The sequence below is a fragment of the Thalassospira sp. genome, from assembly GCF_048059015.1.
Taxonomy (GTDB): domain Bacteria; phylum Pseudomonadota; class Alphaproteobacteria; order Rhodospirillales; family Thalassospiraceae; genus Thalassospira.
In genome coordinates this window covers 61,930-88,456 of record NZ_JBLLNT010000003.1, presented here as the reverse complement: position 1 = coordinate 88,456, position 26,527 = coordinate 61,930, and the positions used below count along the sequence as shown (strand labels likewise).

Below are 26,527 nucleotides of genomic sequence, written 5' to 3'. Positions count from 1 at the left end.
CTGGTCCCATGGTTAAAGTAACGTTCGTTTAAAACGTTCGATACCTAGCCCGGTAAGTGGGATGTCAGGGTTTCGATTGCTAATCAAATCGGCGATTGCCTTTGCCGATCCGCAACTCATTGTCCAACCCAGCGTCCCGTGCCCCGTATTTACATATAGATTACCATATTTTGTCCCGCCAAGAATAGGGGCAGAATCGGGCGTAACCGGGCGTAATCCGGCCCAGAATTCGATACTGTCGCGGTCGCCGGAATTTGGGAATAATTCCAATGCTTTGTTGACGATCAGCTGCTTTCTGCGCGGAGGCATTCGCAGGTTATAGCCATCAAGCTCGGCCGTTCCTGCAACTCGAAGCTGTGCGCCAAGGCGTGAATACACCATCTTTACGCTATCATCGATCAATGCTGTCTGTGGTGCGCCGTTATGGCCCGTGGTGTCGATGCTGATCGAATAGCCTTTGCAGGGATAAACAGGCAAATTGATGCCAAGTGGCTTCAATAAAAGCGGGCTGTAGCTGCCAAGGCATACGAGATAGGCGTCTGCTTTGACCTCGCCCTCATCTGTTTGAACTGCTGTGATTTTACCCTGATCATGGGTGATGCCAGTGATCCGCGTGTTGAACTTGAACGTCACGCCGCGATCAATGCAGTACTGGGTCAGAAGTTCGGTGAACTTCCGTGCATCCCCACTTTCATCATCAGGCGTGTAACTGCCGCCGACAATCGGGGCGGTGCTTTGACGAAGGGCCGGTTCAATCTCGTAGCATTCTTCGGCTGTCACGGTCCGGCGGTTCAGGCCAAACTGTTGCATCTGATCGGTGGCCGCCGCGACAGAGGCCAATTCACGTTCATCACGACAGATATGAAGAATGCCGCGTTCGCTGTGATCGTAATCAAGGCCAAGCTCAGTACGCAGATCACGCAGGCAGTCGCGGCTATAGATCGCAACGCGCAGTGCCTTTTCCAGATTGATCCGCGCACGGGCATCGGTGCAGTTGCGCAGGAAGCGAAGACCCCATGCGAATAGTTGGGGGTCGAAGCGTATGCGCACCAAAAGCGGCGCTTCTTCGCGCCCCAACCATTTAAGGATATGTCCCGGCGTGTCCGCATTGGCCCAAGGTGTTGCGTGGCATGCAGAAATCTGACCGCCATTGGCAAAGCTTGTTTCCTGCGCACTGGCATGTTGGCGGTCAATGACCGTGACCTGATGGCCATTTTGCAAAAGATACCAAGCCGCTGTTGTCCCGATGACACCAGCGCCCATTACGACAACATGCATACGGGCAAAGCCTTGTTGCGGAAAGTGCGTTCACATTGCGGGCAAGCAAGATAATTCTGACTATCTGACTCGCGAATTTGGTTGCAATATACTGATGTGAAAAACAAATGGCTACCTGTGACTGATGCTGTTTTTCCAGGCATTCAGATAGCGCAGCACCGCGTGCCAAAGTCCTGAATACTGATGGGGTGACATGTTTGAAATCCTGACCACGGACCAAATGTATGATGCCGACCGCCGCACCATCGAAGGCGGCGTTTCCGGCGATCAATTGATGCAAAATGCCGGGCGCGCGGTGTTTGACGAAATTGTCCGTCACTGGTCGCCACGGTCTGTATCGGTTCTGTGCGGTCCGGGCAATAATGGCGGGGATGGGTTTGTCATTGCCAGATTGCTCCGCGAACAGGGCTGGTCGGTTCGGTTGGGGTTGCTTGGTGATCTGGCTGATCTTAAGGGCGATGCCGCCCTGCATGCCGCGCGCTGGGACGGTGCGACGGAACGTTTATCACCAGCCCTTGTAGTCGGGGCCGACATGGTGGTTGATTGTATCTTTGGCGCAGGTTTGGCCCGCGACATTACGGGCGAGCTGGCTGAGCTCGTGACAACCATCAATTCAAGCATGTGCGCGGTGGTTGCTGTTGACGTGCCATCGGGTGTGGATGGCAATAGCGGGCAGGTGATGGGCTGTGCGGTTAAGGCCGATCTGACGGTGACCTTTGCCCGGGGCAAACCGGGACATTATCTTTTGCCCGGTCGGTTGATGTGTGGGGAGCTTGCTATTCGCGATATTGGCATTCCTGATTCTGTGATCACGGAAATCCGTCCGAACTGTTGGCGCAATGACCCTGTTCTGTGGCGGGCAGGGATCCATTGGCCGGGGCTGGACGGGCATAAATATCATCGTGGTCACATGCTGGCCTTTGGTGGTGCCAATATGTCGGGGGCGACGCGGCTTGTGGCACGTGCTGCGCGGCGTTCTGGTGTCGGGCTTTTGACTGTGGTGGCGGACGCATCCGTGCTTCCGGTCTATGCCGCAGATACGCCGGGCAATATGACAGCGCCGATTTCAGCACTTGATGCGCTTTTGAACGATTGTCGGCACAATGCTTTTGTCATCGGTCCGGGATATGGCGTTGGCGATGATACAAGATCACTGGTCTTGCAGCTTCTGCATCTGTGTCGATCAACGGTTCTTGACGCAGATGCGCTCACAAGCTTTGTCGAAGATCCGTCTACATTGTGTTTCGCGGTGCAGGGCCCGACAGTCCTAACCCCGCATGAAGGTGAATTTGTCCGCCTGTTCCCGGATATCGAGGGCGATAAGCTTACCCGGGCGCGTGCCGCCGCAAAACGAAGCGGTGCGGTAGTTCTGATTAAAGGGGCAGATACCGTGATCGCGGCACCCGATGGACGGGCTGCAATCAGTGCGGTCGAAGCGCCTTGGCTTGCAACCGCCGGGTCAGGGGATGTTTTGGCTGGCATCATTGGAGGCCTGATGGCCCAAGGCATGGAGATGTTTGACGCAGCCTGCATGGGCGTTTGGCTTCATGCCCGAAGCGGGGCGGATATCGGTCCAGGATTGATCGCAGAAGATATCCCTGATCATCTGCCGGTCATCCTCAGGGAATTGTGGTTAGCGTCGCGTAAAAAGGGCTAAGTGCCCCCACCAGAGCGCCAGTAATAAGCCATTTTTGTGACATGTCCTTGGGTGGGCTGGACCTTTGATGTGGTCCGCCCGATATAAAGTGGAACAGATATGCAATAAAATCCGTGCGTTGCCATTCGGGGCGCATGCGGAAATGGTGGTGTGGGAGACAAAACATGTCTCAGACTTTTCTGGATCGAACGTTAGATAATCTGCGCTTCGCCTGGCGGGAACTTCGCGACAGTTCCGTTGTGCGCGGGCTTGGTCTTGATGAAAGCCATACGCGCCAGGAACGTTGGCGTCGGCAGATATCCGATTGCCTTGCCAGACGCGGTGGCGCGGTATCTGCACGCGCGCGTGCGGCTGCCCTTGGTCATGATTTCCTGCGTCTTGACGATGCGGGAAAGCGGGAATTCTTGCATCTTCTGGTCAACGAGTTCGGTGTTGATCGGGATCGCGTTTCCGCCATCATGGCCGACTGGAACATGGCCGATGATTTGGCAGAACAAGCATTGCTTGAGGCAGAACTCAGCACAGCACTTGTCCCGCCATTTCGTGCAATCCTTAAGGAATTCAATTCATTACCTCAGGGTGTTAAGTTCCTGGTTGATCTGCGCGGTGACCTTTTGCGTTGGCGCAAAGAGGCCCCGGGGCTTTCGATCCTTGAGCGGGATTTAAAAACGCTGCTGGCAAGCTGGTTTGATATCGGATTCTTGGAGCTCCAGCGCATCACGTGGAATTCGCCAGCCGCACTTTTGGAAAAACTGATTGCCTATGAAGCGGTTCACGCCATTCAAAACTGGGATGATCTGAAGCGCCGCTTGGCACCGGATCGGAGATGTTTTGCCTTTTTCCATCCGGGAATGCCTGATGAGCCGCTTATTTTTGTCGAAGTGGCACTGTGTCATGGGATTGCTGGCAATGTGGATGCGTTGATCCAGTCTGATGATCCGGATGGGGCAGGTGGCCGTGCAACCGATAAAGACGAAGATCATAAAATTGATACGGCAATCTTTTATTCGATCTCAAATGCGCAGGCCGGTCTGGCGGGTATCAGCTTTGGCGATTTCCTGATCAAGCGTGTTGTTGCCGAGCTTCAACGCGATCTGCCCAATCTGAAACAGTTCAGCACGCTTTCGCCCATTCCGGGTTTGCGCAACTGGATGGACCGTCAGCTTGATGCCATGGCTAAAGGGCTTGAAACCGGATTGCCCAAGGCGATTGAGGCGGCCTTGCGCGATTGTGATGATCTGATGGGGCCAAAGCCACCGGCAACCAGCCCGGATGGCGTGGGGGAGCGGACACGCACCAATATTGAATATCTGACCGCATGGTATCTTTTGAATGCCAAACGACCGGAAACCGGATCGGCATTTGATCCGGTCGCGCATTTCCATCTAAGCAACGGAGCGCTGGTTGAGCGATTGAACTGGAATGGCAACGCCAAAGAAAACGGTTGGGAGCAGTCATTTTCGATGATGGTGAACTATCTTTATGACCTTTCCGTCATCGAAAAAAATCACGAAAGCTATGTCGGGCAGGGCAAAATTGCGGCTTCTGGCGCGGTAAAGCGTCTGTTGCGCTAGATTTCCAAGCGTAAGAAAACCCTTAAATAGCGCGCATTTCGGGCATATTACCCCATGAATTTCGACAAGAATGCATTTGTCGAAAAGGCGATGCTTGCATGAGCTGATCGAAGTTTGTATTAAGGCGCACTCATTCCGGTCGAACCGGAGTGAATTGCGTGCTTGTGTGCGGGCGTGGCGGAACTGGTAGACGCGCTGGATTTAGGTTCCAGTGGAGCAATCCGTGGGGGTTCGAGTCCCTTCGCCCGTACCATGCATGCTGATCAATTTGGATCAGGTATTATATTCGTTTAGTCATATTGACTTTCTGACGTCCGGACTGCGTCGCGTAACGGACATTATTCGAACCAAGCAAAAGAGTTATCTATGCAGGTTACTGAAACCAAAAACGAAGGCCTGGCGCGCGAGTTCAAAGTCGTCGTGCCCGCCGCACAAATCGAAGAAAAAGTTGTCGCCAAGCTGGAAGAGATCAAGGACCAGGTCCGTCTTCCCGGCTTCCGTCCGGGCAAAATCCCGGCGAAACTCCTGCGTCAGCGTTATGGCCAGGCAGTTATGGGCGAAGTTCTTGAAGCCGCTGTAAACGAAAACACCGGCAAAGTTCTGAACGACAATGAACTTCGCCCGGCCGTTCAGCCGAAAATCGAAGTAACCAAATTCGATGAAGGCGGCGATCTTGAGTTCGATATCGCAGTTGAAGTCATCCCGGCAATTGAAGCAATGGACTTCAAAAAGCTGAAGCTGACCCGCGAAGTTGTTGAACTTGACGACAGCAAAGTGAACGAAACCCTTGATCGCATCGCAAGTGCGCAGGGCACGACCGAACCGCTCGCACGTAAGCGCAAGTCGAAAGCTGGTGACGTTGTTGTCATCGACTTCCTCGGCAAAATCGGCGGCGAAGCCTTTGAAGGCGGCAAAGCAGAAGATTACGAGCTTGAGCTGGGTTCTGGTTCCTTCATCGAAGGTTTCGAAGATCAGCTGACCGGTGTGAACGCTGGTGACGAAGTTGTCGTCAAAGTTAAGTTCCCGGAAGCTTACGGTGCCGCTGAACTCGCAGGCAAAGATGCCGAGTTCGACGTTACCGTTAAGGAAATCAAAGAAAAGAAATCGGCTGCTCTTGATGACGAACTGGCCAAGAAACTCGGTCAGGAATCGTTTGAAGCACTCAAAGACGCAATCCGCAAGGATTACGGCCGTGAGTACGAATCGGTTTCCCGTCAGAAGCTGAAGCGCGAGCTGCTCGACGCTCTTGCTGAAAACCACAGCTTCGAACTCCCGACCTCGCTCGTTGAAAACGAACTGCAGGGCATCATTGGCCAGATCAAACAGGCACGTGAAGCTGGTCAGGAAGATGACGAGACCAAAGGCAAATCCGAAGAAGAGCTGACCGAAGAGTTCCGCGAAATCGCAGAACGTCGTGTTCTTCTTGGTCTTCTGCTCGCAGAAGTTGGCCGTGCAAACGACATCCAGGTTACCCAGGAAGACGTGAACAAGGTCCTTGTTGCTGAAGCTCAGAAGTACCCGGGCCAGGAACAGCAGGTTATTGAATTCTATAAAAATAACCCGCAGGCCTTGCAGGCTCTTCAGGGCCCTGTATATGAAGACAAGGTCGTTGATTACATCGTCGAACTCGCAAAGGTTGAAGAAAAGACCGTAACGGTCGAAGAACTTCTGAAGCCGGAAGAGGAAGACGAAGCTCCGAAGAAGAAATCGGCTGCTAAGAAAGCACCGGCGAAAAAGGACGCAGAGAAAAAGGCTCCGGCCAAGAAAGCTGCTGCCAAGAAGCCAGCTGCGAAGAAAAAAGCAGCTGACTAATCCGACGAGAAGTAATCCGGCCGGACACGGTTTAGGATAATGCAGGGAGTTGCAGTTGATGATTAGAGAACAGATGAATTCGCTCGTACCGATGGTGGTTGAACAGACCAGCCGTGGCGAGCGTGCCTACGACATCTTTTCGCGTTTGCTCAAGGAGCGTATCGTTTTCATCAACGGCCAGGTCCATGACGGCATGTCGTCACTGATCTGTGCGCAGCTCCTGCATCTCGAATCGGAAAATCCGGACAAGGATATTTCGCTTTACATCAACTCTCCGGGCGGTGTTGTGACCTCGGGTCTCGCCATCTATGACACCATGCAGTACATCCGTTGTGATGTTTCTACGGTGTGCATGGGGCAGGCGGCATCCATGGGCTCGCTGCTTTTGATGGCCGGTGCAAAGGGCAAGCGTTACTGCCTGCCGAATGCACGCGTGATGATCCATCAGCCGTCCGGTGGTTTCCAGGGGCAGGCATCGGATATCGAAATCCATGCCCGTGAAATCTTGGCTCTTCGTCAGCGTCTTAATGAAATCTACGTCGAACATACCGGCCGAGATCTCAAGACCATCGAAGATGCGATGGAGCGTGACAACTTCCTCACCCCGGATCAGGCCAAGGAATTTGGCCTGATTGACGAAGTGGTGACGTCGCGTCCGAAAACCGAGACCGACGAAAAGAAAGACTGATCGCGGCATCGTGATTGGTGAAAACGCCCCGGTCGTTGGCCGGGGCGTTTTTTTATGTCTTGCCTCATGGCAGTTTTAAGTCATAGACAAGTATATGCGCTGGCTTTGGCGATATTGTTTGGAACTTGCGGGACATCCGAACGTTTGGGTGATTAATGCAAGGGGTTTCGCAACCACGATGGCGGACCCATATCAAACAAGACGCCATAACGCCGAAAAGCGCAGATTAAACGTTGAGATCGGTATCGTTTACCGGCTAACATGGCGATAAAAGATAACGTCAAACGTAATTGGGGTTTGTATGAGCAAATCGAATAGCGGGGACTCCAAGAACACTCTGTACTGTTCTTTCTGTGGAAAGAGCCAGCACGAGGTTCGCAAGCTCATCGCCGGTCCAACCGTGTTCATCTGTGATGAATGCGTAGAGCTTTGCATGGACATCATCCGCGAAGAGCATAAGACCCATCTCGTCAAATCGGCGGACGGGGTGCCTTCTCCGCAAGAGATTTGCAAGGTCCTTGATGACTATGTCATCGGTCAGGGCCATGCGAAAAAAGTTCTCTCTGTAGCGGTTCACAACCATTACAAACGCCTGCATCACGCCAGCAAGAATGAAGACATCGAACTGGCGAAGTCGAACATCATGCTGGTCGGCCCGACCGGTTGCGGTAAGACGCTTCTGGCTCAGACGCTGGCCCGTATTCTTGACGTTCCCTTCACCATGGCAGATGCCACCACCCTGACCGAAGCCGGTTATGTGGGTGAAGATGTCGAGAACATCATTCTCAAGCTGCTGCAGGCTGCTGACTACAATGTCGAGCGCGCTCAGCGCGGCATCGTCTATATCGACGAAGTCGACAAGATCTCGCGTAAATCCGACAACCCGTCGATCACGCGCGATGTCTCGGGCGAGGGCGTTCAGCAGGCACTGCTCAAGATCATGGAAGGCACTGTTGCATCCGTACCGCCCCAGGGTGGTCGTAAGCATCCGCAACAGGAATTCCTGCAGGTCGACACCACCAACATCCTGTTCATCGTTGGCGGCGCGTTCGCTGGCCTGGACAAGGTGATCTCTCAGCGTGGCAAAGGCAGCGCAATCGGCTTTGGCGCCGATGTTCGCAGCAAAGACGACCGCCGCACTGGCGAGGTTCTGCGTGAAGTCGAACCTGAAGATCTTTTGAAGTTCGGTCTTATTCCGGAATTCATCGGCCGTCTGCCGGTTCTGGCGACGCTGGAAGATCTGGATAATGACGCTTTGGTCAAAATCCTGACCGAGCCGAAAAACGCCCTGAGCAAGCAGTATCAGCGCCTGTTTGACATGGAAGATGTCAAACTTACCTTCCAGCCCGATGCGCTTAAGTCGATCGCTGACAAGGCGATTGAGCGCAAGACTGGTGCCCGTGGCCTGCGTTCGATCATGGAAGGCATCCTGCTGGATACCATGTTCGATCTGCCGACCATGGAAAGTGTTGAAGAAATCGTCATCAATGGCGACGTCGTCGAAGGAAAAGCAAAACCGTTGCTGATCCATGCCGAGCGTCACGAAGGTGTCGAAAACACTGCCTGATCTTAAATCCCGCACCGGCATCTATTGCGGTGCGGGAATTTCAGCTTATCTAACAAATGTTCGCGTTACTGGCGGGGCCTCTGGCAGGACCCCAGCAACGTTTTTGGCTCAGAGTAGGGAATAGAACATAATGGTCGATTTGGCGCGTGGCGAAATATACCCGGTGCTGCCGTTGCGCGACATTGTCGTGTTCCCGCACATGATTGTTCCGCTGTTTGTCGGACGTGAGAAATCGGTGCGTGCACTCGAAGATGTGATGCGCGAAGACAAGCAGATTTTGCTGGTCACCCAGAAGGACGCCGGTCTTGATGACCCGGCCGTCGAAGATCTCTATGAAGTTGGTACTGTCGCGACTGTCTTGCAGCTTCTCAAGCTGCCGGACGGCACGGTAAAGGTATTGGTTGAAGGCGGGAAACGGGCCGAGATTACCGGCTATGTTGATAACCCGGACTTCTTCCAGGCTTATGGTGCTGTGCGCGAGGATAGCGACGAAGATGATAGCGAGCTCGAAGCGCTTGCACGTTCCGTCGTGACCCAGTTTGAACAGTACATCAAACTCAACAAGAAAATTCCGCCTGAAGTCCTGGTTTCGGTCAATCAGATCGAAGAACCGGCAAAGCTTGCTGACACGGTTGCATCGCACCTGTCGCTCAAGATTTCCGAAAAACAGGAACTGCTTGAAACCAAGCTGGTTGGCGATCGTCTTGAGCGTATTTTCGGCTTCATGGAATCCGAAATTGGCGTGTTGCAGGTCGAAAAGAAGATCCGCAACCGCGTCAAACGCCAGATGGAGAAAACCCAGCGCGAGTATTATTTGAATGAGCAGCTTAAAGCCATTCAGAAGGAACTCGGCGAGGGCGAAGATGGCAAGGATGAAGCTTCTGAAATCGAAGAGAAGCTGAACAAGGCCAAAATGCCCAAGGAAGCCAAGGAAAAGGCCCAGGCAGAGCTCAAGAAGCTGCGCAATATGAGCCCGATGTCGGCGGAAGCCACTGTGGTGCGCAACTATCTTGACTGGATGGTGTCTATTCCGTGGAACAAGCGTTCACGTGTTTCCCATGACCTGAAAAAGGCCAAGCGTGTTCTGGACAAGGAGCATTACGGTCTTGAGAAGGTCAAGGAACGCATTCTTGAATACTTAGCTGTTCAGGCGCGTACCAAAAAAGTCAAAGGCCCGATCCTGTGCCTAGTTGGACCTCCCGGCGTTGGTAAAACCTCGCTTGGTAAATCCATGGCAAATGCGACCGGTCGTAGCTTTGTGCGTATGTCGCTTGGCGGTGTGCGCGACGAATTTGAAATCCGTGGCCATCGCCGGACCTATATCGGTTCCATGCCGGGCAAGATTGTCCAGGGCATGAAAAAGGCGAAATATTCCAATCCGTTGTTCCTTCTCGACGAGATTGAAAAAATGGGTTCGGATTTCCGCGGTGACCCAGCATCGGCATTGCTTGAGGTTCTTGATCCGGAACAGAACTCGACCTTCAACGATCACTATCTTGAAGTCGATTACGATCTGTCTGATGTCATGTTCGTGACCACGGCAAACTCGCTTCGTATGCAGCAGCCGCTGCTCGACCGTATGGAGATCATTCGTATCTCTGGCTACACGGAAGACGAAAAAGTCGAGATTGCGAAACGTCACCTCATTCCCAAACAGGTCAAGGATAACGGCTTGAAGAAGAGTGAGTGGAGCATTTCCGATGACGCGCTTCGTGATCTGATCCGCTTCTATACCCGTGAAGCTGGTGTGCGTAACCTTGAGCGTGAGTTGGCGAAGCTCGCCCGTAAGGCGACCAAACGCATCATGCTTGAAAATCTCAAGACCGTGCGCGTGACCCCGCGGACCCTTGGCAAATATGCTGGTATCCGCAAGTTCCGCTACGGCGAGACTGAGGGTGAAGATCAGGTCGGTGTCGTTACCGGTCTTGCCTATACCGAATTCGGTGGCGATCTGCTTCAGATTGAATCCGTGACGGTCCCGGGTAAGGGCAACATGAAAACCACCGGTAAACTCGGTGAAGTCATGACGGAATTGATCCAGGCTGCGACCTCGTTTGTGCGTTCGCGTGCAACCGAGTTTGGCATCAAGCCGACGCTGTTCCAGAAGCGTGACATTCACGTTCACGTTCCGGAAGGCGCAACACCGAAAGACGGTCCGTCTGCTGGTGTTGGCATGGTGACCTCGGTTGTCTCTGTCCTGACCGGTAACCCGGTGCGCAAGGATGTGGCGATGACGGGTGAAGTCACGCTTCGTGGCCGTGTGCTTGCGATTGGTGGTTTGAAAGAAAAACTGCTGGCGGCATTGCGGGGTGGGGTGAAAACCGTCCTGATCCCGCAGGAGAACGAGAAGGATCTCGAAGAGATCCCGGATAACGTCAAACGCGGCATGGAAATCATTCCGGTGTCCCATGTTGACGAGGTTCTCAGCCACGCATTGGTCAATCCGCTGGTGCCGATCGAATGGGAAGAAGACGTTGATGATGTCGGCGTCAAATCCAAGGACGGCGAAGAATTGGATATCGGCGGTGTGACGACCCATTAAAGGGTCTTATAACCGGCAGAAATCAAGGGGAGCGACCATGTCGCTCCCCTTTTTCTGTGGATAACTTTGGCCAAGAATTGGCAAAGGGACATGTCGGGATAGGTGTAAAGCGCAAAAAAAGGAAAAAAACGTCAAAAACCGCAGAAAACTGCGACTGTCGCATTGACGAGCTGTTTGATACCCGCTTACCCTGCCGATGCAACAGGTTTGGGGCAAACCAAATTTCCTCATAACTCCGAACGTCCAAACAAGGGGGCCAGGAAGTGAATAAAAACGATCTCGTTGGAAGTGTAGCTGCTAAAGCTGATCTGTCCAAAGCTGACGCTGCTAAAGCGGTTGACGCTGTTTTCGATTCCATCACCGATTCTCTGAAATCCGGCGACGAAGTTCGTCTGGTTGGTTTCGGTACCTTCGCTGTCGCTGCTCGCGCTGCTTCAAAAGGTCGCAACCCGCGCACCGGTGAAGAAATCGACATCCCGGCATCGAAACAGCCGAAGTTCAAGGCTGGCAAAGGCCTTAAGGACGCCGTCAACTAAGGTTGACACCGTTCTTGGAAAAAATGCCGGTGACAAGCGTCACCGGCATTGCTTTTTAAAAAAACCGTGTTATGTTCCGCCCCGCTTCCGCAGAACACAGCGCGGAAACAAAAAATGGGTGATTAGCTCAGCTGGTTAGAGCATCTCGTTTACACCGAGAGGGTCGGGAGTTCGAATCTCTCATCACCCACCATGATAAAGGCAGCCCTAAAGGCTGCCTTTTGTCGTTTCTGGCTCTCTTTTTCTCACCAATGCAAATCAAACTTCGTGCGTGATTCTCATGGCCACGCTTTTCATCCCACCGATCAGCATCCATTTTGCCGAGAAATTGGCAAAATAAGCAGTGTTTTGGCGGGTTTAGGTTGACCAGTGGGCGAGGATAAATAGCCCTGAAATAGAAGTTACATTTTTCTGCAAAGAGAGCGTTGCTTTTTGGAAAAACCATGTTAAGTTCCGCCCGCTTCCGCAGAGAACAGCGCGGACAAGCAACGGGTGATTAGCTCAGCTGGTTAGAGCATCTCGTTTACACCGAGAGGGTCGGGAGTTCGAATCTCTCATCACCCACCACGTTAAAGGCAGCCCTAAAGGCTGCCTTTTTCTTTGCCCGATTTTCCCCTGCCAAGCATATCGTTCCAAGCTGACTGTCCGTCCGAATTAAACCCGAATGCCAGTCGGCGATCTGGCGTTTGTGAGCTGCTGAGTGCGCTGTTGCCGTTTGTGTCATGACAAACTGTGCATTGATGCTTCAATGCCCCTCAGGCGCGTTTTAACGGATTTGTAGTTCGATTGAGGGAAGGCGCCATAGCCGGAGTGGAGCTGGCGGATTACGGGGATTTCAAAATGTAGTTCCGGTGTAATTGCGACGTTTGAATACCGGTTTTTCTGTAACTATCTGTAAAAGTTGACGCTTGGCGCTGTCACAGGCACTGTTGATCCCATGGTCACGAGAATCGGAACCTTCATGATGAACACGCATCCGACAGAACAGTCATCAAAGCTGCCGCGAACGGGATGGCCCAGGATGCGCCTGATGAGCTCTAACAGCCCCCTGATGGTGCTCAGGCGGCTTCTGATGGTGTTGTTGGTGCCAGTCTTACTGACCAGCTGTTATCTGCCCCAGGATTTCACCATCGATTTGTCGATGGAGCGCAATGGTGATTACCGGCTTAGCTATCGCGGATTGCTGATGCAACCAAACATCACGCAGGGGCTTCTTGAGGCCACGCTTGATGCGGACGCCGAGAAGGAAAAAGTCGCCAAGGTGATTTATGATCTCAAGCGCGATTCGTCCGTACGTCAGTTGACCTATGCCGGGAAGGGTGTGTTTAACATCGTCTATGAAAAGCGCGGCAATATCATCCGCGAGAAAAGCTTTGTCTTTGTCCGGCGCCAATCCCGCATTCTTGAGATGTTCTTCCACAGCGAACGCAATACCGTCGAAATCCGTGGTGGTTTTGTGCCAGACCAATATCAGGACCGTTTGACCGCTCTTGGCTATCAAATGACTGGCAAGATTGAATTCCGAACCACGGCGGGTATTCGCAGCCATAATGCCGCCGAGTTCCGTGAAATCAGTGGCCAGAACCGCTTGCGTTGGGAAATCCGTTCGATCACGGATCCGGTGCCCAACGTAATTGTTGGCTAGCTCCCCCCCTTAATCGTTCTGACTGTCTATTAGAAAAGACTTGGATTAAGGGCCGAGCATCGCGGACAGGGTGATAACCGCCCAAAAGAAAAGGGACAGCGCATTGGCTGTCCCTTGTTTGTTTCTGCGCTGCTGTGATCGGCCTTAATAGACCATCTCGTCTTCGCCACTGCCTTCGGAAATAACGATCTGGCCCTGTGCAGCCAGTTCCTTGGCCAGCTGGACGATCATCATCTGGGATTCTTCCACATCCGACAGGCGGACAGGGCCCAGTGCATCCATGTCTTCTTTCATCATCTTGCCAGCACGTTCGGACATGTTTTTGAAGAACAGGTCGCGCATCTGATCGGTGGAGCCTTTCAGTGCCAGTGCAAGCTTGTCTTTTTCGACCTGACGCAGAAGGGTCTGAACACCGTTGTTGTCGAGACGCGCAAGGTCTTCGAAGGTGAACATGAGCGCCTTGATCTTCTCGGCCGAGTCACGGTTACGTTCCTCAAGTGCGGTCAGGAAGCGATCCTGACTTTGACGATCAAGACTGTTGAAGATGTCTGCCATCAGTTCGTGGTTGTCGCCACGCGAGCCACGCGCAAGGTTGGACATGAACTCGGTACGCAGCGTCTTTTCGATGTTATCGAGAACTTCTTTCTGTACGGCTTCCATACGCAGCATACGCATGATGACTTCCATCGAGAAGTTCTCGGGAAGGAGCGACAGAACCGAGGCCGAGTGGCCAGGTTTGAGCTTGGAAAGCACAACGCCGACGGTTTGCGGATATTCGTTTTTAAGATAGTTGGCCAGAACCGCTTCGTTAACGTTATTGAGCTTGTCCCACATGGTACGACCCGCAGGGCCGCGGATCTCTTCCATGATGCCGTTAACGCGGTCTTCTGGCAGAACCTTGGACAGCAGTCGTTCGGTGGTGTCGAACGAACCGACCAGCGAGCCGGTCGACGACAGCTGGTCTGCGAATTCAACAAACAGACGTTCAACGATGTTCGAGCCGATGGTGCCCAAGCTCGACATGGTTTGGGAAATCTCTTTGATTTCCTCATCATCCATCATGCTGAACATCTTGGTCGCGTGCTCTTCCCCAAGAGCAAGCATGAGAATCGCTGCCTTTTCCGGTCCGGCAAGTGATCTGTATTCTTCTTTAACGCGCCCCACGGGTGGTCTTCTCCGTCGTGATGACTATGTTTGGCATCTGATTTGAAATGCGCAAACCTGCCCCTATCGCACAGTAAGATAGGACGAATTTGTCAACAATTCTATAAAAGCCGACGCGCTATTGCAAAACTCCTCACGTATAGACCTATAAAATGTACGGGTTTAGAGTTTTCAGTACAAAAATGACCCCAAATTGCCTTTCAGAAGGTGATGTTCGCAGGTGCAATTGTCGAAAGGGTTGAAAACACTGCTAGCTGCTTGACTTGGTTTGGGGTGTGGTCTAACAAAGGCCCGCCGATTGATGGTCATTTTGCGGGTGTAGCTCAGTTGGTTAGAGCGCCGGCCTGTCACGCCGGAGGCCGCGGGTTCAAGTCCCGTCACTCGCGCCATGACCCATCATCTGTTGTCTTTTGTCGGGTGTTTCGTCTTTTCCGCGATCGCCTTTTCATGTGTTGCATATGCTGCTTCGCAGGTCTGGGTCTTGATCATCACGACGTGCACCCCGATATCGGACGGTAGTAAACGGTAAAAAGATTAGAAAGTTTCCGGTCTTAGAGCGGGTTAAACCTGCTTGGGGGCTGGAACTTGTGCGGTGCATACGTTATGGTGCGCCGTAATGGGCCAGGTGGGGACCTGGTCGGGTCAAAAGGCCTGTTCTTGAGAGGTCAGAGAGATGCAAGAGCTTCTTTCGGAATATCTTCCGATCCTGGTGTTCATCGGGATCGCCGTCGGTCTTTCGGCGGTAATCGTCATCGCGTCGCTGCTTCTTGCCAAGCAGGCACCGGATGTTGAGAAACTGTCCGCATACGAATGCGGTTTTGCGCCGTTCGAGGATGCGCGCATCAAGTTCGACGTTCGGTTCTATCTGGTCGCAATCTTGTTCATTATTTTCGACCTCGAAGTCGCCTTCCTGTTCCCGTGGGCTGTTACCCTCGGTGATATCGGGACTTTCGGCTTTGTATCGATGGTGATCTTCCTGGCTGTTCTGACGGTCGGATTTATCTATGAATGGAAGAAGGGAGCTTTGGAATGGGAGTGAGCACCAATACTGGCGCACCCCTGGCACCCGGTTCGGATCAGGATGCACTGCTTAAGGGCGTGTTTGACGAGATGAACGACAAGGGCTTTGTCCTTGCCAATCTCGATAAACTTGCAAGCTGGGCAAGCACCGGTTCGCTCTGGCCGATGACTTTTGGTCTGGCCTGCTGTGCTGTTGAGATGATGCATTCCGCTGCGTCGCGTTATGACCTTGACCGTTATGGTCTGGTCTTCCGCCCGAGCCCGCGTCAGTCAGACGTGATGATCGTTGCTGGTACGCTGACCAACAAAATGGCCCCGGCACTGCGTAAGGTCTATGACCAGATGGCAGAGCCGCGCTGGGTTATTTCGATGGGTTCGTGCGCAAATGGCGGCGGTTACTATCACTATTCCTATTCGGTGGTGCGCGGTTGCGATCGCGTTGTACCGGTGGACGTATATGTACCCGGGTGCCCGCCGACAGCCGAAGCGCTGATCTACGGCATATTGCAGCTGCAAAAGAAAATCCGCCGTACTGGTGTCCTGACACGCTGATCCGTAATAGGGGGCTTGCATGAGCGAACTGCTCAGCGATAACAGCGCCGCATTGAATGATCTTAAAGATCTTGTGGTGTCCCAGCTGGCCAACGAAATCCTCGAAAGCGAGATTCGTTACGGCGAGCTGACCATCGTCGCAAAGCGCGATGATATTCTAAAAGTTCTGACCTTCCTTCGGGACGATACCGGCTGCTTGTTCAAGCAGCTTATCGACGTTTGTGGTGCAGATTACCCGGAACGCGCAGAGCGTTTCGACGTTGTCTATCACCTACTGTCTCTGAAACATAACCTGCGCATTCGTGTGAAGGTCCGTACCGACGAAGAAACCCCGGTACCGAGCAGTGTTCCGCTTTTCAGCGCCGCCGACTGGTTCGAGCGCGAGGCATGGGACATGTACGGTATCTTCTTTGCCGACCATCCGGATCCCCGCCGTATCCTGACCGACTACGGTTTCGAAGGTCACCCGCTGCGTAAAGACTTCCCGCTGACCGGGTATGTCGAAGTCCGTTATGACGATGAGCAGAAGCGCGTTGTCTATGAGCCGGTCAAGCTGGTTCAGGATTTCCGTAATTTCGATTTCGAAAGCCCGTGGGAAGGCATCCAGCATGTTCTTCCGGGTGATGAAAAGGCGGAGGGCAACGCCTGATGTCCGAACAAAAAATCAAAAATATGACCATGAACTTCGGCCCGCAGCACCCTGCGGCGCACGGCGTTCTGCGTTTGGTTCTGGAAATGGACGGCGAAGTCGTCGAACGTTCCGACCCGCATATTGGTCTTCTGCACCGTGGTACGGAAAAGCTGATCGAATATAAGAGCTATATTCAGGCGACCCCGTATTTCGACCGTCTCGACTATGTCGCACCGATGAACCAGGAACATGCATATTGCCTGGCCATCGAAAAGCTGATGGGCGTCGAAGTGCCCAAGCGTGCGCAGTATATCCGTGTACTGTATGCGGAAATCGGTCGTATTCTGAACCACATTCTGAACCTGACCGCGTTCGCGCTGGACGTTGGTGCGATGACCCCGCTTCTGTGGGGCTTTGAAGAACGTGAAAAGCTCATGGAATTCTATGAGCGCGCCTGTGGTGCCCGTCTTCACGCCAACTATTTCCGTCCGGGTGGCGTTGCGGCTGATCTTCCGGCTGGTCTTCTTGAAGACATCGATGCCTGGGCCGATCAGTATGACATCTTCCTCAAGGACTTTGACCGCGTTCTGACCGGCAACCGTATCTTCAAACAGCGTACGGTTGATATCGGTATCGTGAGTGCGGAAGAGGCGCTTGATTGGGGCTTCACCGGTCCGAACATTCGTGCTTCGGGTCTGGCATGGGATCTGCGTAAATCGCAGCCTTATGACTCCTACGAAGATTTCGACTTCGACATTCCTGTCGGCAAGAACGGCGATTGCTATGACCGCTTCCTCGTTCGTTTCGAAGAGATGTGGCAGTCGCTGAAAATCATCAAGCAGGCCATCAAGAATATGCCAGATGGTCCTGTTATTGTTGAGAATAATAAAGTGGCACCGCCGTCGCGCGCTGAAATGAAGCGTTCGATGGAAGCCCTTATTCACCACTTCAAACTCTTCACCGAAGGTTTCCACGTTCCGGCTGGCGAATGCTATGCCGCGGTCGAGGCACCGAAAGGCGAGTTTGGTGTGTATCTTGTTTCGGATGGCTCGAACCGTCCGTATCGCTGCAAAATCCGCGCCCCGGGGTTCCCGCACCTTCAGGGCATCGACTTCATGTCAAAAGGCCACATGCTGGCCGACGTCGTTGCCAATATCGGGTCGCTAGATATCGTGTTCGGTGAGATTGACCGATGAGCCATTTGAGAAGACCAGCTCCGAAAGAGCTTCAACCGACCAGCTTTGCCTTTACGCCTGAAAATCAGGAACGGGCAAAGAAGATCATCGCCAAGTATCCGGAAGGCCGCCAGCAGAGCGCAGTCATGCCGTTGCTTGATCTGGCACAGCGTCAGACCGAAGGTAACTGGGTTCCGACCGTCGCAATGGATTACATTGCCGACATGCTCGAGATGCCAGCCATTCGCGTCTACGAGGTCGCAACCTTCTATACGATGTATAACCTTGCCCCGGTGGGTAAGAACTTCATCCAGGTTTGCACCACCACGCCGTGCTGGCTTCGCGGTTCTGCCGACGTTGTCGAGACCTGCAAAAAGGAACTCGGCATCGGTATTGGCGAAACCACCGAAGACGGTCAGTTCACCATGATCGAAGTTGAATGCCTTGGTGCGTGTGTCAACGCGCCGATGATGCAGATTAACGACGATTACTATGAAGATCTGACCGCAGAAACGACCAAGTCGATCCTCGACGCTCTGAAAAAGGGTGAAAAGCCGAAAGCCGGTCCGCAGATCGGCCGTAAAGGTTGCGAGCCGATTGGTGGTCCGCAGGTTCTGAAGGCATTCTGTGGCTGTGGTGCAGCCCCCCAGGATGCTGATGCAAGCGAAGGGGACGCCTGATATGCTGCAGGATAAGGATCGTATCTTTACCAACCTGTATGGTTTCCAGGATTTCGGCCTTAAAGGCGCGCAGTCCCGTGGTAACTGGGATGGTACCAAGGCTTTGATCGAAAAGGGCCGCGACTGGATCATCGACGAGATGAAATCATCCGGTATGCGTGGTCGTGGTGGCGCAGGCTTCCCGACCGGCCTTAAATGGTCGTTCATGCCCAAAGAATTTGATGGTCGTCCGAGCTACCTCGTTGTGAATGCCGACGAAGGCGAGCCGGGCACCTGTAAAGACCGCGAGATCATGCGTAACGATCCGCATACCCTCGTTGAAGGTTGCCTTCTGGCCAGCTTCGCGATGAATGCGCACGCGGCTTACATCTATATCCGTGGTGAGTTCTATCACGAGGCTTCCAACCTGCAGCGCGCGATCGACGAAGCATATGATGCCGGTCTGATCGGTAAAAACGCCTGTGGTTCTGGTTGGGACTTCGACCTCTACCTGCATCTTGGTGCCGGTGCTTACATCTGTGGCGAAGAAACCGCCCTGATCGAAAGTATCGAAGGTAAAAAAGGTCAACCGCGCCTGAAGCCGCCATTCCCGGCGAACGCAGGTCTTTATGGCTGCCCGACCACGGTGAACAACGTCGAATCGATTGCGGCTGTTCCGACCATTCTGCGTCGTGGTGGTTCGTGGTTCTCGAGCTTCGGCCGTGAAAACAACCACGGTACCAAGCTGTTTGCGATTTCCGGTCACGTCGAAAAGCCGTGCACCGTTGAAGAAGCAATGAGCATTCCGCTTAAAGAGCTGATCGAAAAGCATTGCGGCGGTGTTCGCGGCGGCTGGGACAACCTTCTTGCGGTTATTCCGGGCGGTTCATCCGTTCCGCTGATGCCAAAAGACGTTTGTGACAACGTGCTGATGGACTTTGACGGCTTGCGTGAAGTGGGCTCGGGTCTTGGTACGGCTGCTGTGATCGTCATGGACAAGTCGACCGATATTGTCTACGCGATCGCCCGTCTTTCCGAATTCTACAAGCATGAGAGCTGTGGTCAGTGCACGCCGTGCCGTGAAGGTACTGGCTGGATGATGCGCATGATGGCGCGCATGGTCCGCGGACAGGCCACGCTCGATGAAATTGATCTGTTGTGGGATGTGACCAAACAGGTCGAGGGCCACACCATTTGTGCGCTTGGCGATGCAGCTGCATGGCCAATTCAGGGTCTTATCCGACACTTCCGTCCCGAAATGGAACGTCGGATCAAGGAATATCGCGCACGGATCGCGGCCTGAGAGGGGCCTGTTGAGAGGGATTGAGACATGCCGAAACTAACAGTTGACGGTATTGAAGTTGAAGTAGAAGCCGGGGCGACAGTCCTTCAGGCCTGTGAAGAGGCCGGTAAGGAAATCCCGCGTTTCTGCTATCACGAACGCCTGTCAATCGCCGGCAACTGCCGTATGTGCCTGGTTGAAATGGAACGCGCGCCCAAGCCGGTCGCGTCCTGCGCCATGCCTGCGGCAGATGGAATGGTTATTAAAACCGATTCCGATCTGGTCAAAAAAGCACGCAATGGCGTGATGGAATTCCTGCTGATCAACCATCCGCTGGATTGCCCGATTTGTGACCAGGGTGGTGAATGTGACCTTCAGGACCAGGCCATGGCCTATGGTTTTGACTCGTCGCGTTACGCCGAGAAAAAGCGCGCAGTGAAGGACAAGGAACTGGGCCCGATCGTTAAAACGATCATGACCCGTTGCATCCATTGCACCCGTTGCGTTCGTTTCTCCGAGGAAGTCGCTGGTGTCGGCACCATGGGTGCTGTTTACCGTGGCGAGGACACCGAGGTCGGACCGTATATCGAAGCTTCGATCAACTCCGAACTTTCGGGGAACCTGATCGATCTTTGCCCGGTTGGTGCTTTGACGTCCAAGCCGTATGCGTTCACCGCGCGTCCTTGGGAACTCAAGAAAACCGATAGCGTCGATGTCATGGATGCTGTTGGCTCGAACATTCGTATTGATGCACGCAGTGCAGAAGTACTTCGTGTTCTGCCGCGCACCAACGAAGACATCAACGAAGAGTGGATTTCGGATAAAACCCGTTACGCAATTGATGGTCTGAAGCGTCAGCGCCTTGACCGTCCGTATGTTCGCAAGGATGGCAAGCTCCAGCCTGCAAGCTGGGACGAAGCGTTCGCTGCGATCAAGGCGAAGGTTTCCGGTCTGGACGGCAAAAAGATAGCTGCCCTTGCTGGTGACACGGTTGATTGTGAATCCATGACGGCTCTTAAAGACCTGATGGGCAAGTTCGGTTCTGCGAACCTTGATTGCCGTCAGGACGGTTCGAAGATTGGGGGTGCACGTTCATCCTATATCTTCAACAGCACGATTGCCGGGATTGACGAGGCAGATGCCTGCTTGATCGTTGGTGCCAATGTCCGTGCAGAAGCGCCGATCATCAATTCCCGCCTGCGCAAGCGCTGGCGTTCGACCGCAGGTGATTTCAAACTTGGCATCATCGGCGAAAAATGGGATCCGACCTTCAAGAACGATTATCTTGGCGCAGGCCCGGACACCCTTAGCGAAATTCTTGACGGCAAAAACGACTTTGCCAAGGTTCTCGAAGCAGCCAACAAACCGATGATCATCGTCGGCATGGGTGCCTTGAACCGTGAAGATGGCGATGCCGTTCTGGCAGCAACCCGCGCGATTGCCGAGAAATTCGGCATGGTTTCCGGTGAATGGAACGGCTTTAACGTTCTGCACACCGCAGCGTCGCGCGTCGGCGGTCTGGATCTGGGTTTTGTCCCGGGCGACGGCGGTCTTGCAACCAACGACATCCTTGATGCCGCTTCCAAAGGCGACATCGAAGTTGTTTACCTGCTGGGTGCAGACGAAGTCGACATGAGCAAACTGGAAAAGGCATTTGTCATTTACCAGGGTGCGATTGGTGATGCCGGTGCCCAAGCAGCAGACGTTATTCTGCCGGGTGCAGCCTATACCGAAAAGAACGGTACTTACGTCAACACCGAAGGCCGTGCACAGCAGGGCTGGCGCGCGATCTTCCCGCTTGGTGATGCACGTGAGGACTGGGCCATTGTTCGTGCGCTGTCTGGCGCGCTGGACCTGACCCTGCCGTACAACAATATCGATGCCGTTCGTACCCGTATGGTGGAAATCAGCCCGACCTTCGCGTCGCTGAACGTTCCGACCAAGGCAGAATGGGCCGATTTCGGTAAAGCGGGCGACATGAAGCCGGAAGGTTTCGTTTCCCCGGTTCGCAATTTCTATATGACCGACCCGATCAGCCGTGCATCGGTGACGATGGCCAAATGTACTGAGGCCTTTGTCAAGGAAGCGGCTGCCGAGAAGGTTGCCTGAGTAAGGGGGGCGGCGATTTGATCGTCGCCCATCCCGCAAGGGGGTGTCCCAATTCAGGGACGAAACGCAAAAGATACGGTTTGACCGATGGAACTTCTTTGGGACGGATATATTGAACCGCTGGTCTGGATCGTCGCCAAGATTTTGGCGATTGTCCTCCCGCTGTTGGGTGCTGTCGCCTATCTGACTTACGCCGAGCGTAAGGTTATCGGTGCTATTCAGCTCCGTAAGGGCCCGAACGTTGTGGGGCCGTTTGGCCTTTTGCAACCGCTCGCTGATGGTCTGAAGCTGTTTCTGAAAGAAACAATCATTCCGAGCAGCGCGAACAAGGGCGTATTTATCATCGCCCCGATGCTGACTTTCATTCTGGCAATCATCGCCTGGGCGGTTATCCCGTTCGACGAAGGCATGGTTCTGGCGGATCTGAACGTTGGTATTCTTTACATCTTCGCGATTTCTTCGCTTGGTGTTTACGGCATCGTGATGGCCGGTTGGGCATCGAACTCCAAATACGCATTCCTTGGTGCGCTGCGTTCCGGCGCACAGATGGTTTCGTACGAGATTTCGATTGGCCTGATCATCATCTCGGTTCTGCTGACGACCGGTTCCCTGAACCTTAGCGACATTGTGCGCGGTCAGGTCGGCGGGATCTGGGAGTGGAACTTTGTTTATCACTTCCCGATGTTCATCGTCTTCATCGTGTCCATTCTGGCAGAAACCAACCGTGCACCGTTTGACCTTCCGGAAGCGGAAGCAGAACTGGTTTCGGGTTACAACGTCGATTATTCGGCAATGACCTTTGCGCTGTTCTTCTTGGGTGAATACGCGAACATGATCCTGATGAGTGGCCTGTGCGCCATTCTGTTCCTGGGTGGCTGGAGCGCGCCGTTGCCGTTCCTCGAATTCATCCCGGGTGCGATCTGGTTCATTCTGAAGATCTGCTTCGTGCTGTTCATCTTCCTGTGGGTTCGTGCAACCTTCCCGCGTTACCGCTATGACCAACTGATGCGTCTGGGCTGGAAAATCTTCCTGCCGCTGTCCTTCGCATGGGTCATGCTGGTTGCCACGTTCCTGGTTGTTTTTGACAAGGTCCCGGCCTGATCGCCGCGCATCGGAAAGAGAGAGGTATACGATGTCATTTATTGATCGGACGGCCCGGAGCTTCCTGCTCGCGGAACTCGTATCGGGTATGGCGCTCACCTTGAAATACATGTTCAAGCCGAAAGTGACGCTGAACTACCCGTATGAAAAAGGCCCGCTGAGCCCGCGTTTCCGTGGCGAACATGCGCTGCGTCGCTACCCGAACGGGGAAGAGCGTTGCATTGCTTGTAAGCTCTGCGAAGCGATCTGCCCGGCACAGGCTATTACCATCGAGGTAGAGCCGCGTGACGACGGTTCGCGTCGTACGACCCGCTACGACATTGATATGACGAAGTGCATTTACTGTGGTTTCTGTGAAGAAGCCTGCCCGGTGGATGCAATCGTCGAAGGTCCGAACTTCGAGTTCGCAACCGAAAACCGCGAGGAGCTGTTCTATGACAAGGACAAGCTGCTGGCAAACGGCGAGCGCTGGGAAGCCGAGCTTGCTGCACGATTGGAGGCAGACGCACCTTACCGGTAAGTGTCGCGTCTGATCGTTAGAAAGAGAGTTCATGGGCCGTTGTTTGCCAAAGGGGCAGCAACGGTTCGCCAAGGGGGTACCTTATGGTCGTACAGGCTTTGGCTTTTTACCTGTTTGCTACCGTCGCGGTGATTTCCGCGACTGCGGTTGTGACCGTTCGCAACCCGGTGCATTCGGTACTGTTGCTGATCTTGACATTCTTTAACGCAGCCGGACTTTTCGTCCTGCTGGGTGCCGAGTTTCTCGCCATGCTGCTCGTCGTCGTTTATGTCGGCGCGGTCGCAGTTCTGTTCCTGTTCGTCGTGATGATGCTGGACATCAACTTTGTTGAAATGCGCCAGGGTTTCCTGAACTACCTGCCGATCGGTGTTCTGATCGCGGTTGTTCTGTTCGTCGAACTGGCACTGGTTGGCGCTGGCTGGACCCTTACCGATGAGGCGGTCGCGGTACTCGCGCAGCCGACACCGGCGGGGCTGACCAACGTCGAAGCACTCGGTCAACTGATCTACACCGATTACGCATACATCTTCCAGGCGGCTGGTCTGGTTCTGCTTGTTGCGATGATTGGCGCAATTGTCCTGACGCTGCGTCACCGTGAAGGTGTCCGCCGTCAGAAAATCTCCGAGCAGGTCAAGCGTTCCCGCGCTGATACGCTTGAAATCAAAAAAGTTCCGGTCGGAAGGGGGATCTGATGGAAATCGGTCTTGCACATTATCTGACCGTCGCGGCGATCCTTTTCACACTCGGGATCTTCGGCATCTTCATGAACCGCAAGAACGTCATCATCATCATGATGTCGATCGAGCTGATGCTGCTGGCGGTCAATATCAATCTGGTCGCGTTCTCGTCGTTCCTCGGCGACCTCGTTGGACAGGTTTTCACCATCTTCGTTCTGACGGTTGCTGCGGCTGAAGCGGCAATTGGTCTGGCGATCCTGGTCGTCTATTTCCGTAACCGCGGCACGATTGCGGTTGAAGACATCAACATGATGAAGGGGTAAGGCAGATATGTATCCGTTGATTGTTTTCCTGCCCCTGATCGCGGCAGCCATTGCCGGGACCATTACGCTGGTTGGCGCCATGTCGACCGCGAAAGAGGCCCCGCATGACGCGCACGGTCATCACCATCATGGTGTTTCATCGGCTGATCGCGTGGCACAGCTTGTCACCGTTGCCGGTGTTGTGATTGCCTTCATCATTTCGATCTTTGCCTTTGTCGACGTTGCCCTTGGTGGCAACCCGGTAACGATTGAACTGTTCACCTGGATTTCGTCTGGCAGCTTCGATGCATCCTGGGCCCTGCGTATTGATACGCTGACCTGCGTGATGCTGATCGTTGTGACCGGCGTTTCCTCGATGGTTCACATCTATTCCATCGGCTATATGTCGCATGACCCGGACAAGCCGCGCTTTATGGCGTATCTGAGCCTGTTCACCTTTGCGATGTTGATGCTGATTACCGCCGACAACCTGATCCAGCTGTTCTTCGGCTGGGAGGGCGTTGGTCTGGCATCGTATCTTCTGATCGGTTTCTGGTACTCCAAGCCGTCTGCTTCGGCAGCAGCGATCAAGGCCTTTATCGTCAACCGTGTTGGTGACTTTGGCTTCGCGCTTGGTATCTTTGCCGTCTACGTTCTGTTTGACTCTGTTCAGTTCGACGTCATCTTTGGCAATGCCGAAGAGGTTTCTGGCGCAACGCTGATGTTCCTTGGCCATGAATTCTCGGCTCTGGAAATTACCTGCTTCTTGCTGTTCATCGGCGCGATGGGTAAATCGGCACAGCTTGGCCTGCACACCTGGCTGCCGGACGCGATGGAAGGCCCGACCCCGGTTTCCGCACTTATTCACGCGGCAACCATGGTGACGGCTGGCGTATTCATGGTGGCGCGTCTGTCGCCGATCTTTGAATATGCTGAAACCACCCTGATGATCGTAACCATCGTTGGAGCGTCGACCGCGTTCTTCGCGGCCACCATCGGCTGTGTTCAGAACGACATCAAACGCGTGATCGCATATTCGACCTGTTCGCAGCTGGGCTACATGTTCTTTGCTTGCGGCGTGTCGGCATATTCGGCTGGTGTGTTCCACCTGATGACGCACGGTTTCTTCAAAGCGCTTCTGTTCCTTGGTGCCGGTTCGGTCATCCACGCAATGTCTGATGAACAGGACATGCGCAAGATGGGCGGTATCGCCAAGATGGTTCCGCTGACCTTCGCTGTCATGGTGATTGGTACGCTTGCGATTACCGGTGTTCCGGGCTTCGCGGGTTACTATTCCAAGGACCTTATCCTTGAAAGCGCATATGCCGCACATACCGGTGTTGGTCTTTATGCCTTCTGGGCAGGTATCCTTGCTGCGCTTATGACCTCGTTCTATAGCTGGCGTCTGATCTTCCTGACCTTCTTTGGTGCACCGCGCGCTGATGAACGTACCATGGCTCATGTTCATGAGAGCCCGGCGATTATGACCGGTCCGCTTCTGTTCCTGACCGTTGGTGCGATCTTCGCTGGTTGGTTTGCATCCGATTGGTTCGGTGTTGGCGACTATGACGAGATGCTGTCGTTCTGGAACGGCGCGATCTTTGTTGCCGAAGGCCATAACGCACTTGAGAACGCACACCACGTCCCGGGTTGGGTCGTTTGGGCACCGTTCGTTGCGATGCTGACTGGTCTGTCACTTGCGATTGTCATGTACAAGCTGGTTCCGTCGCTTCCGCGCTCGCTTGCAAATACCTTCAACGGTGTTTACCGCTTCGCGCTGAACAAGTGGTACTTCGACGAACTCTACGACAAGATTTTCGTCAAGCCGGCCTTTGCACTTGGCTATGGCTTCTGGAAATCAGGGGATGGTGCCATCATCGATGGTTGCGGTCCGGATGGTGTTGCAGCGGCTTGCCGTAACATCGCACGTCGCGTCAGCGCCATTCAGAGTGGTTTCGTTTATCACTATGCATTTGCGATGCTGATCGGCATTGCGGCGCTGGTCTCCTACACAATTTGGAAGATGGGTTAACGGG

Annotated in this window: 22 protein-coding genes and 4 tRNA genes; 24 read left to right on the top strand and 2 right to left on the bottom strand. The window is 53.8% G+C overall.

Annotated elements, in window-relative coordinates; translation table 11 throughout:
- Positions 1-12: 12 nt before the first annotated feature.
- Positions 13-1,278 carry a D-amino acid dehydrogenase gene (locus ACMZ66_RS04295; protein ID WP_416934764.1) on the bottom strand — a complete coding sequence of 422 codons (1,266 nt, stop codon included), beginning with the start codon at positions 1,276-1,278 and terminating at the stop codon, positions 13-15.
- Between the two features lie 193 nt (positions 1,279-1,471).
- Between ACMZ66_RS04295 and ACMZ66_RS04290 the strand changes: the two genes are divergently transcribed.
- The 11 genes from ACMZ66_RS04290 (at position 1,472) to ACMZ66_RS04240 (ending at position 13,299) form a co-directional block, all read left to right on the top strand.
- Positions 1,472-2,935 carry an NAD(P)H-hydrate dehydratase gene (locus ACMZ66_RS04290; RefSeq protein WP_416934762.1) on the top strand — a complete coding sequence of 488 codons (1,464 nt, stop codon included), beginning with the start codon at positions 1,472-1,474 and terminating at the stop codon, positions 2,933-2,935.
- A 164-nt stretch (positions 2,936-3,099) separates the two neighbouring features.
- On the top strand, positions 3,100-4,509 hold the full coding sequence (locus ACMZ66_RS04285) for a malonyl-CoA decarboxylase (RefSeq protein WP_416934760.1): 1,410 nt from the start codon (positions 3,100-3,102) through the stop codon (positions 4,507-4,509).
- A gap of 168 nt (positions 4,510-4,677) precedes the next feature.
- A tRNA-Leu gene (locus ACMZ66_RS04280) sits at positions 4,678-4,762 on the top strand.
- Positions 4,763-4,875: 113 nt separating this feature from the next.
- On the top strand, positions 4,876-6,321 hold the full coding sequence (gene tig, locus ACMZ66_RS04275) for a trigger factor (protein WP_416934758.1): 1,446 nt from the start codon (positions 4,876-4,878) through the stop codon (positions 6,319-6,321).
- A 58-nt stretch (positions 6,322-6,379) separates the two neighbouring features.
- Positions 6,380-7,009 carry an ATP-dependent Clp endopeptidase proteolytic subunit ClpP gene (gene clpP / locus ACMZ66_RS04270; protein WP_416934756.1) on the top strand — a complete coding sequence of 210 codons (630 nt, stop codon included), beginning with the start codon at positions 6,380-6,382 and terminating at the stop codon, positions 7,007-7,009.
- A gap of 301 nt (positions 7,010-7,310) precedes the next feature.
- On the top strand, positions 7,311-8,576 hold the full coding sequence (gene clpX / locus ACMZ66_RS04265) for an ATP-dependent Clp protease ATP-binding subunit ClpX (RefSeq protein ID WP_416934754.1): 1,266 nt from the start codon (positions 7,311-7,313) through the stop codon (positions 8,574-8,576).
- A gap of 130 nt (positions 8,577-8,706) precedes the next feature.
- Entirely contained in the window at positions 8,707-11,118 is a 2,412-nt protein-coding gene (gene lon / locus ACMZ66_RS04260; RefSeq protein ID WP_416934752.1) for an endopeptidase La, read from the top strand.
- A gap of 263 nt (positions 11,119-11,381) precedes the next feature.
- Positions 11,382-11,654, top strand: coding sequence for an HU family DNA-binding protein (locus tag ACMZ66_RS04255; protein ID WP_008891813.1), 273 nt, complete (start codon positions 11,382-11,384; stop codon positions 11,652-11,654).
- A 116-nt stretch (positions 11,655-11,770) separates the two neighbouring features.
- Positions 11,771-11,847 (top strand) — tRNA-Val (locus ACMZ66_RS04250).
- A 297-nt stretch (positions 11,848-12,144) separates the two neighbouring features.
- A tRNA-Val gene (locus ACMZ66_RS04245) sits at positions 12,145-12,221 on the top strand.
- Between the two features lie 463 nt (positions 12,222-12,684).
- On the top strand, positions 12,685-13,299 hold the full coding sequence (locus ACMZ66_RS04240; RefSeq protein WP_416934750.1) for a hypothetical protein: 615 nt from the start codon (positions 12,685-12,687) through the stop codon (positions 13,297-13,299).
- A 144-nt stretch (positions 13,300-13,443) separates the two neighbouring features.
- Here the strand turns inward: ACMZ66_RS04240 and fliG are convergent, their stop codons facing one another.
- Entirely contained in the window at positions 13,444-14,463 is a 1,020-nt protein-coding gene (gene fliG, locus ACMZ66_RS04235; RefSeq protein ID WP_416934748.1) for a flagellar motor switch protein FliG, read from the bottom strand.
- A 312-nt stretch (positions 14,464-14,775) separates the two neighbouring features.
- On the opposite strand from fliG, the gene ACMZ66_RS04230 reads away from it, so the two are divergent.
- The 13 genes from ACMZ66_RS04230 (at position 14,776) to nuoL (ending at position 26,523) form a co-directional block, all read left to right on the top strand.
- Positions 14,776-14,852 (top strand) — tRNA-Asp (locus ACMZ66_RS04230).
- A 284-nt stretch (positions 14,853-15,136) separates the two neighbouring features.
- Positions 15,137-15,502, top strand: a complete 366-nt coding sequence (locus tag ACMZ66_RS04225) for an NADH-quinone oxidoreductase subunit A (RefSeq protein ID WP_416934746.1) — start codon at positions 15,137-15,139, stop codon at positions 15,500-15,502.
- Complete coding sequence (locus tag ACMZ66_RS04220) at positions 15,493-16,035, top strand: NuoB/complex I 20 kDa subunit family protein (RefSeq protein ID WP_416934744.1); 543 nt, start codon at positions 15,493-15,495, stop codon at positions 16,033-16,035. Before ACMZ66_RS04225 ends, ACMZ66_RS04220 begins: the two co-directional genes overlap by 10 nt.
- Positions 16,036-16,054: 19 nt before the next feature.
- A complete protein-coding gene (locus tag ACMZ66_RS04215) occupies positions 16,055-16,684 on the top strand; it encodes an NADH-quinone oxidoreductase subunit C (protein WP_416934742.1) in 630 nt (209 codons plus the stop codon).
- Positions 16,684-17,862 carry an NADH-quinone oxidoreductase subunit D gene (locus tag ACMZ66_RS04210; RefSeq protein ID WP_416934740.1) on the top strand — a complete coding sequence of 393 codons (1,179 nt, stop codon included), beginning with the start codon at positions 16,684-16,686 and terminating at the stop codon, positions 17,860-17,862. Before ACMZ66_RS04215 ends, ACMZ66_RS04210 begins: the two co-directional genes overlap by 1 nt.
- Entirely contained in the window at positions 17,859-18,521 is a 663-nt protein-coding gene (nuoE, locus tag ACMZ66_RS04205) for an NADH-quinone oxidoreductase subunit NuoE (RefSeq protein ID WP_416934738.1), read from the top strand. Before ACMZ66_RS04210 ends, nuoE begins: the two co-directional genes overlap by 4 nt.
- A 1-nt stretch (position 18,522) precedes the next feature.
- Positions 18,523-19,803 carry an NADH-quinone oxidoreductase subunit NuoF gene (gene nuoF, locus ACMZ66_RS04200; protein ID WP_416935620.1) on the top strand — a complete coding sequence of 427 codons (1,281 nt, stop codon included), beginning with the start codon at positions 18,523-18,525 and terminating at the stop codon, positions 19,801-19,803.
- Positions 19,804-19,830: 27 nt separating this feature from the next.
- Positions 19,831-21,891, top strand: a complete 2,061-nt coding sequence (gene nuoG / locus ACMZ66_RS04195) for an NADH-quinone oxidoreductase subunit NuoG (protein WP_416934736.1) — start codon at positions 19,831-19,833, stop codon at positions 21,889-21,891.
- Between the two features lie 87 nt (positions 21,892-21,978).
- The gene (gene nuoH, locus ACMZ66_RS04190) at positions 21,979-22,992 is read left to right on the top strand and encodes an NADH-quinone oxidoreductase subunit NuoH (protein ID WP_167717887.1); all 1,014 of its coding nucleotides are present in this window, start codon (positions 21,979-21,981) and stop codon (positions 22,990-22,992) included.
- Between the two features lie 31 nt (positions 22,993-23,023).
- Positions 23,024-23,512 (top strand): NADH-quinone oxidoreductase subunit NuoI, encoded by a 489-nt coding sequence (gene nuoI, locus ACMZ66_RS04185; RefSeq protein ID WP_068518918.1) that lies wholly within the window; start codon positions 23,024-23,026, stop codon positions 23,510-23,512.
- A gap of 83 nt (positions 23,513-23,595) precedes the next feature.
- On the top strand, positions 23,596-24,204 hold the full coding sequence (locus ACMZ66_RS04180) for an NADH-quinone oxidoreductase subunit J (protein ID WP_416934733.1): 609 nt from the start codon (positions 23,596-23,598) through the stop codon (positions 24,202-24,204).
- Positions 24,204-24,512, top strand: coding sequence for an NADH-quinone oxidoreductase subunit NuoK (gene nuoK / locus ACMZ66_RS04175; RefSeq protein ID WP_007089416.1), 309 nt, complete (start codon positions 24,204-24,206; stop codon positions 24,510-24,512). Before ACMZ66_RS04180 ends, nuoK begins: the two co-directional genes overlap by 1 nt.
- Before the next feature lie 7 nt (positions 24,513-24,519).
- On the top strand, positions 24,520-26,523 hold the full coding sequence (gene nuoL / locus ACMZ66_RS04170) for an NADH-quinone oxidoreductase subunit L (RefSeq protein WP_416934730.1): 2,004 nt from the start codon (positions 24,520-24,522) through the stop codon (positions 26,521-26,523).
- The last annotated feature ends 4 nt before the right edge of the window (positions 26,524-26,527 follow it).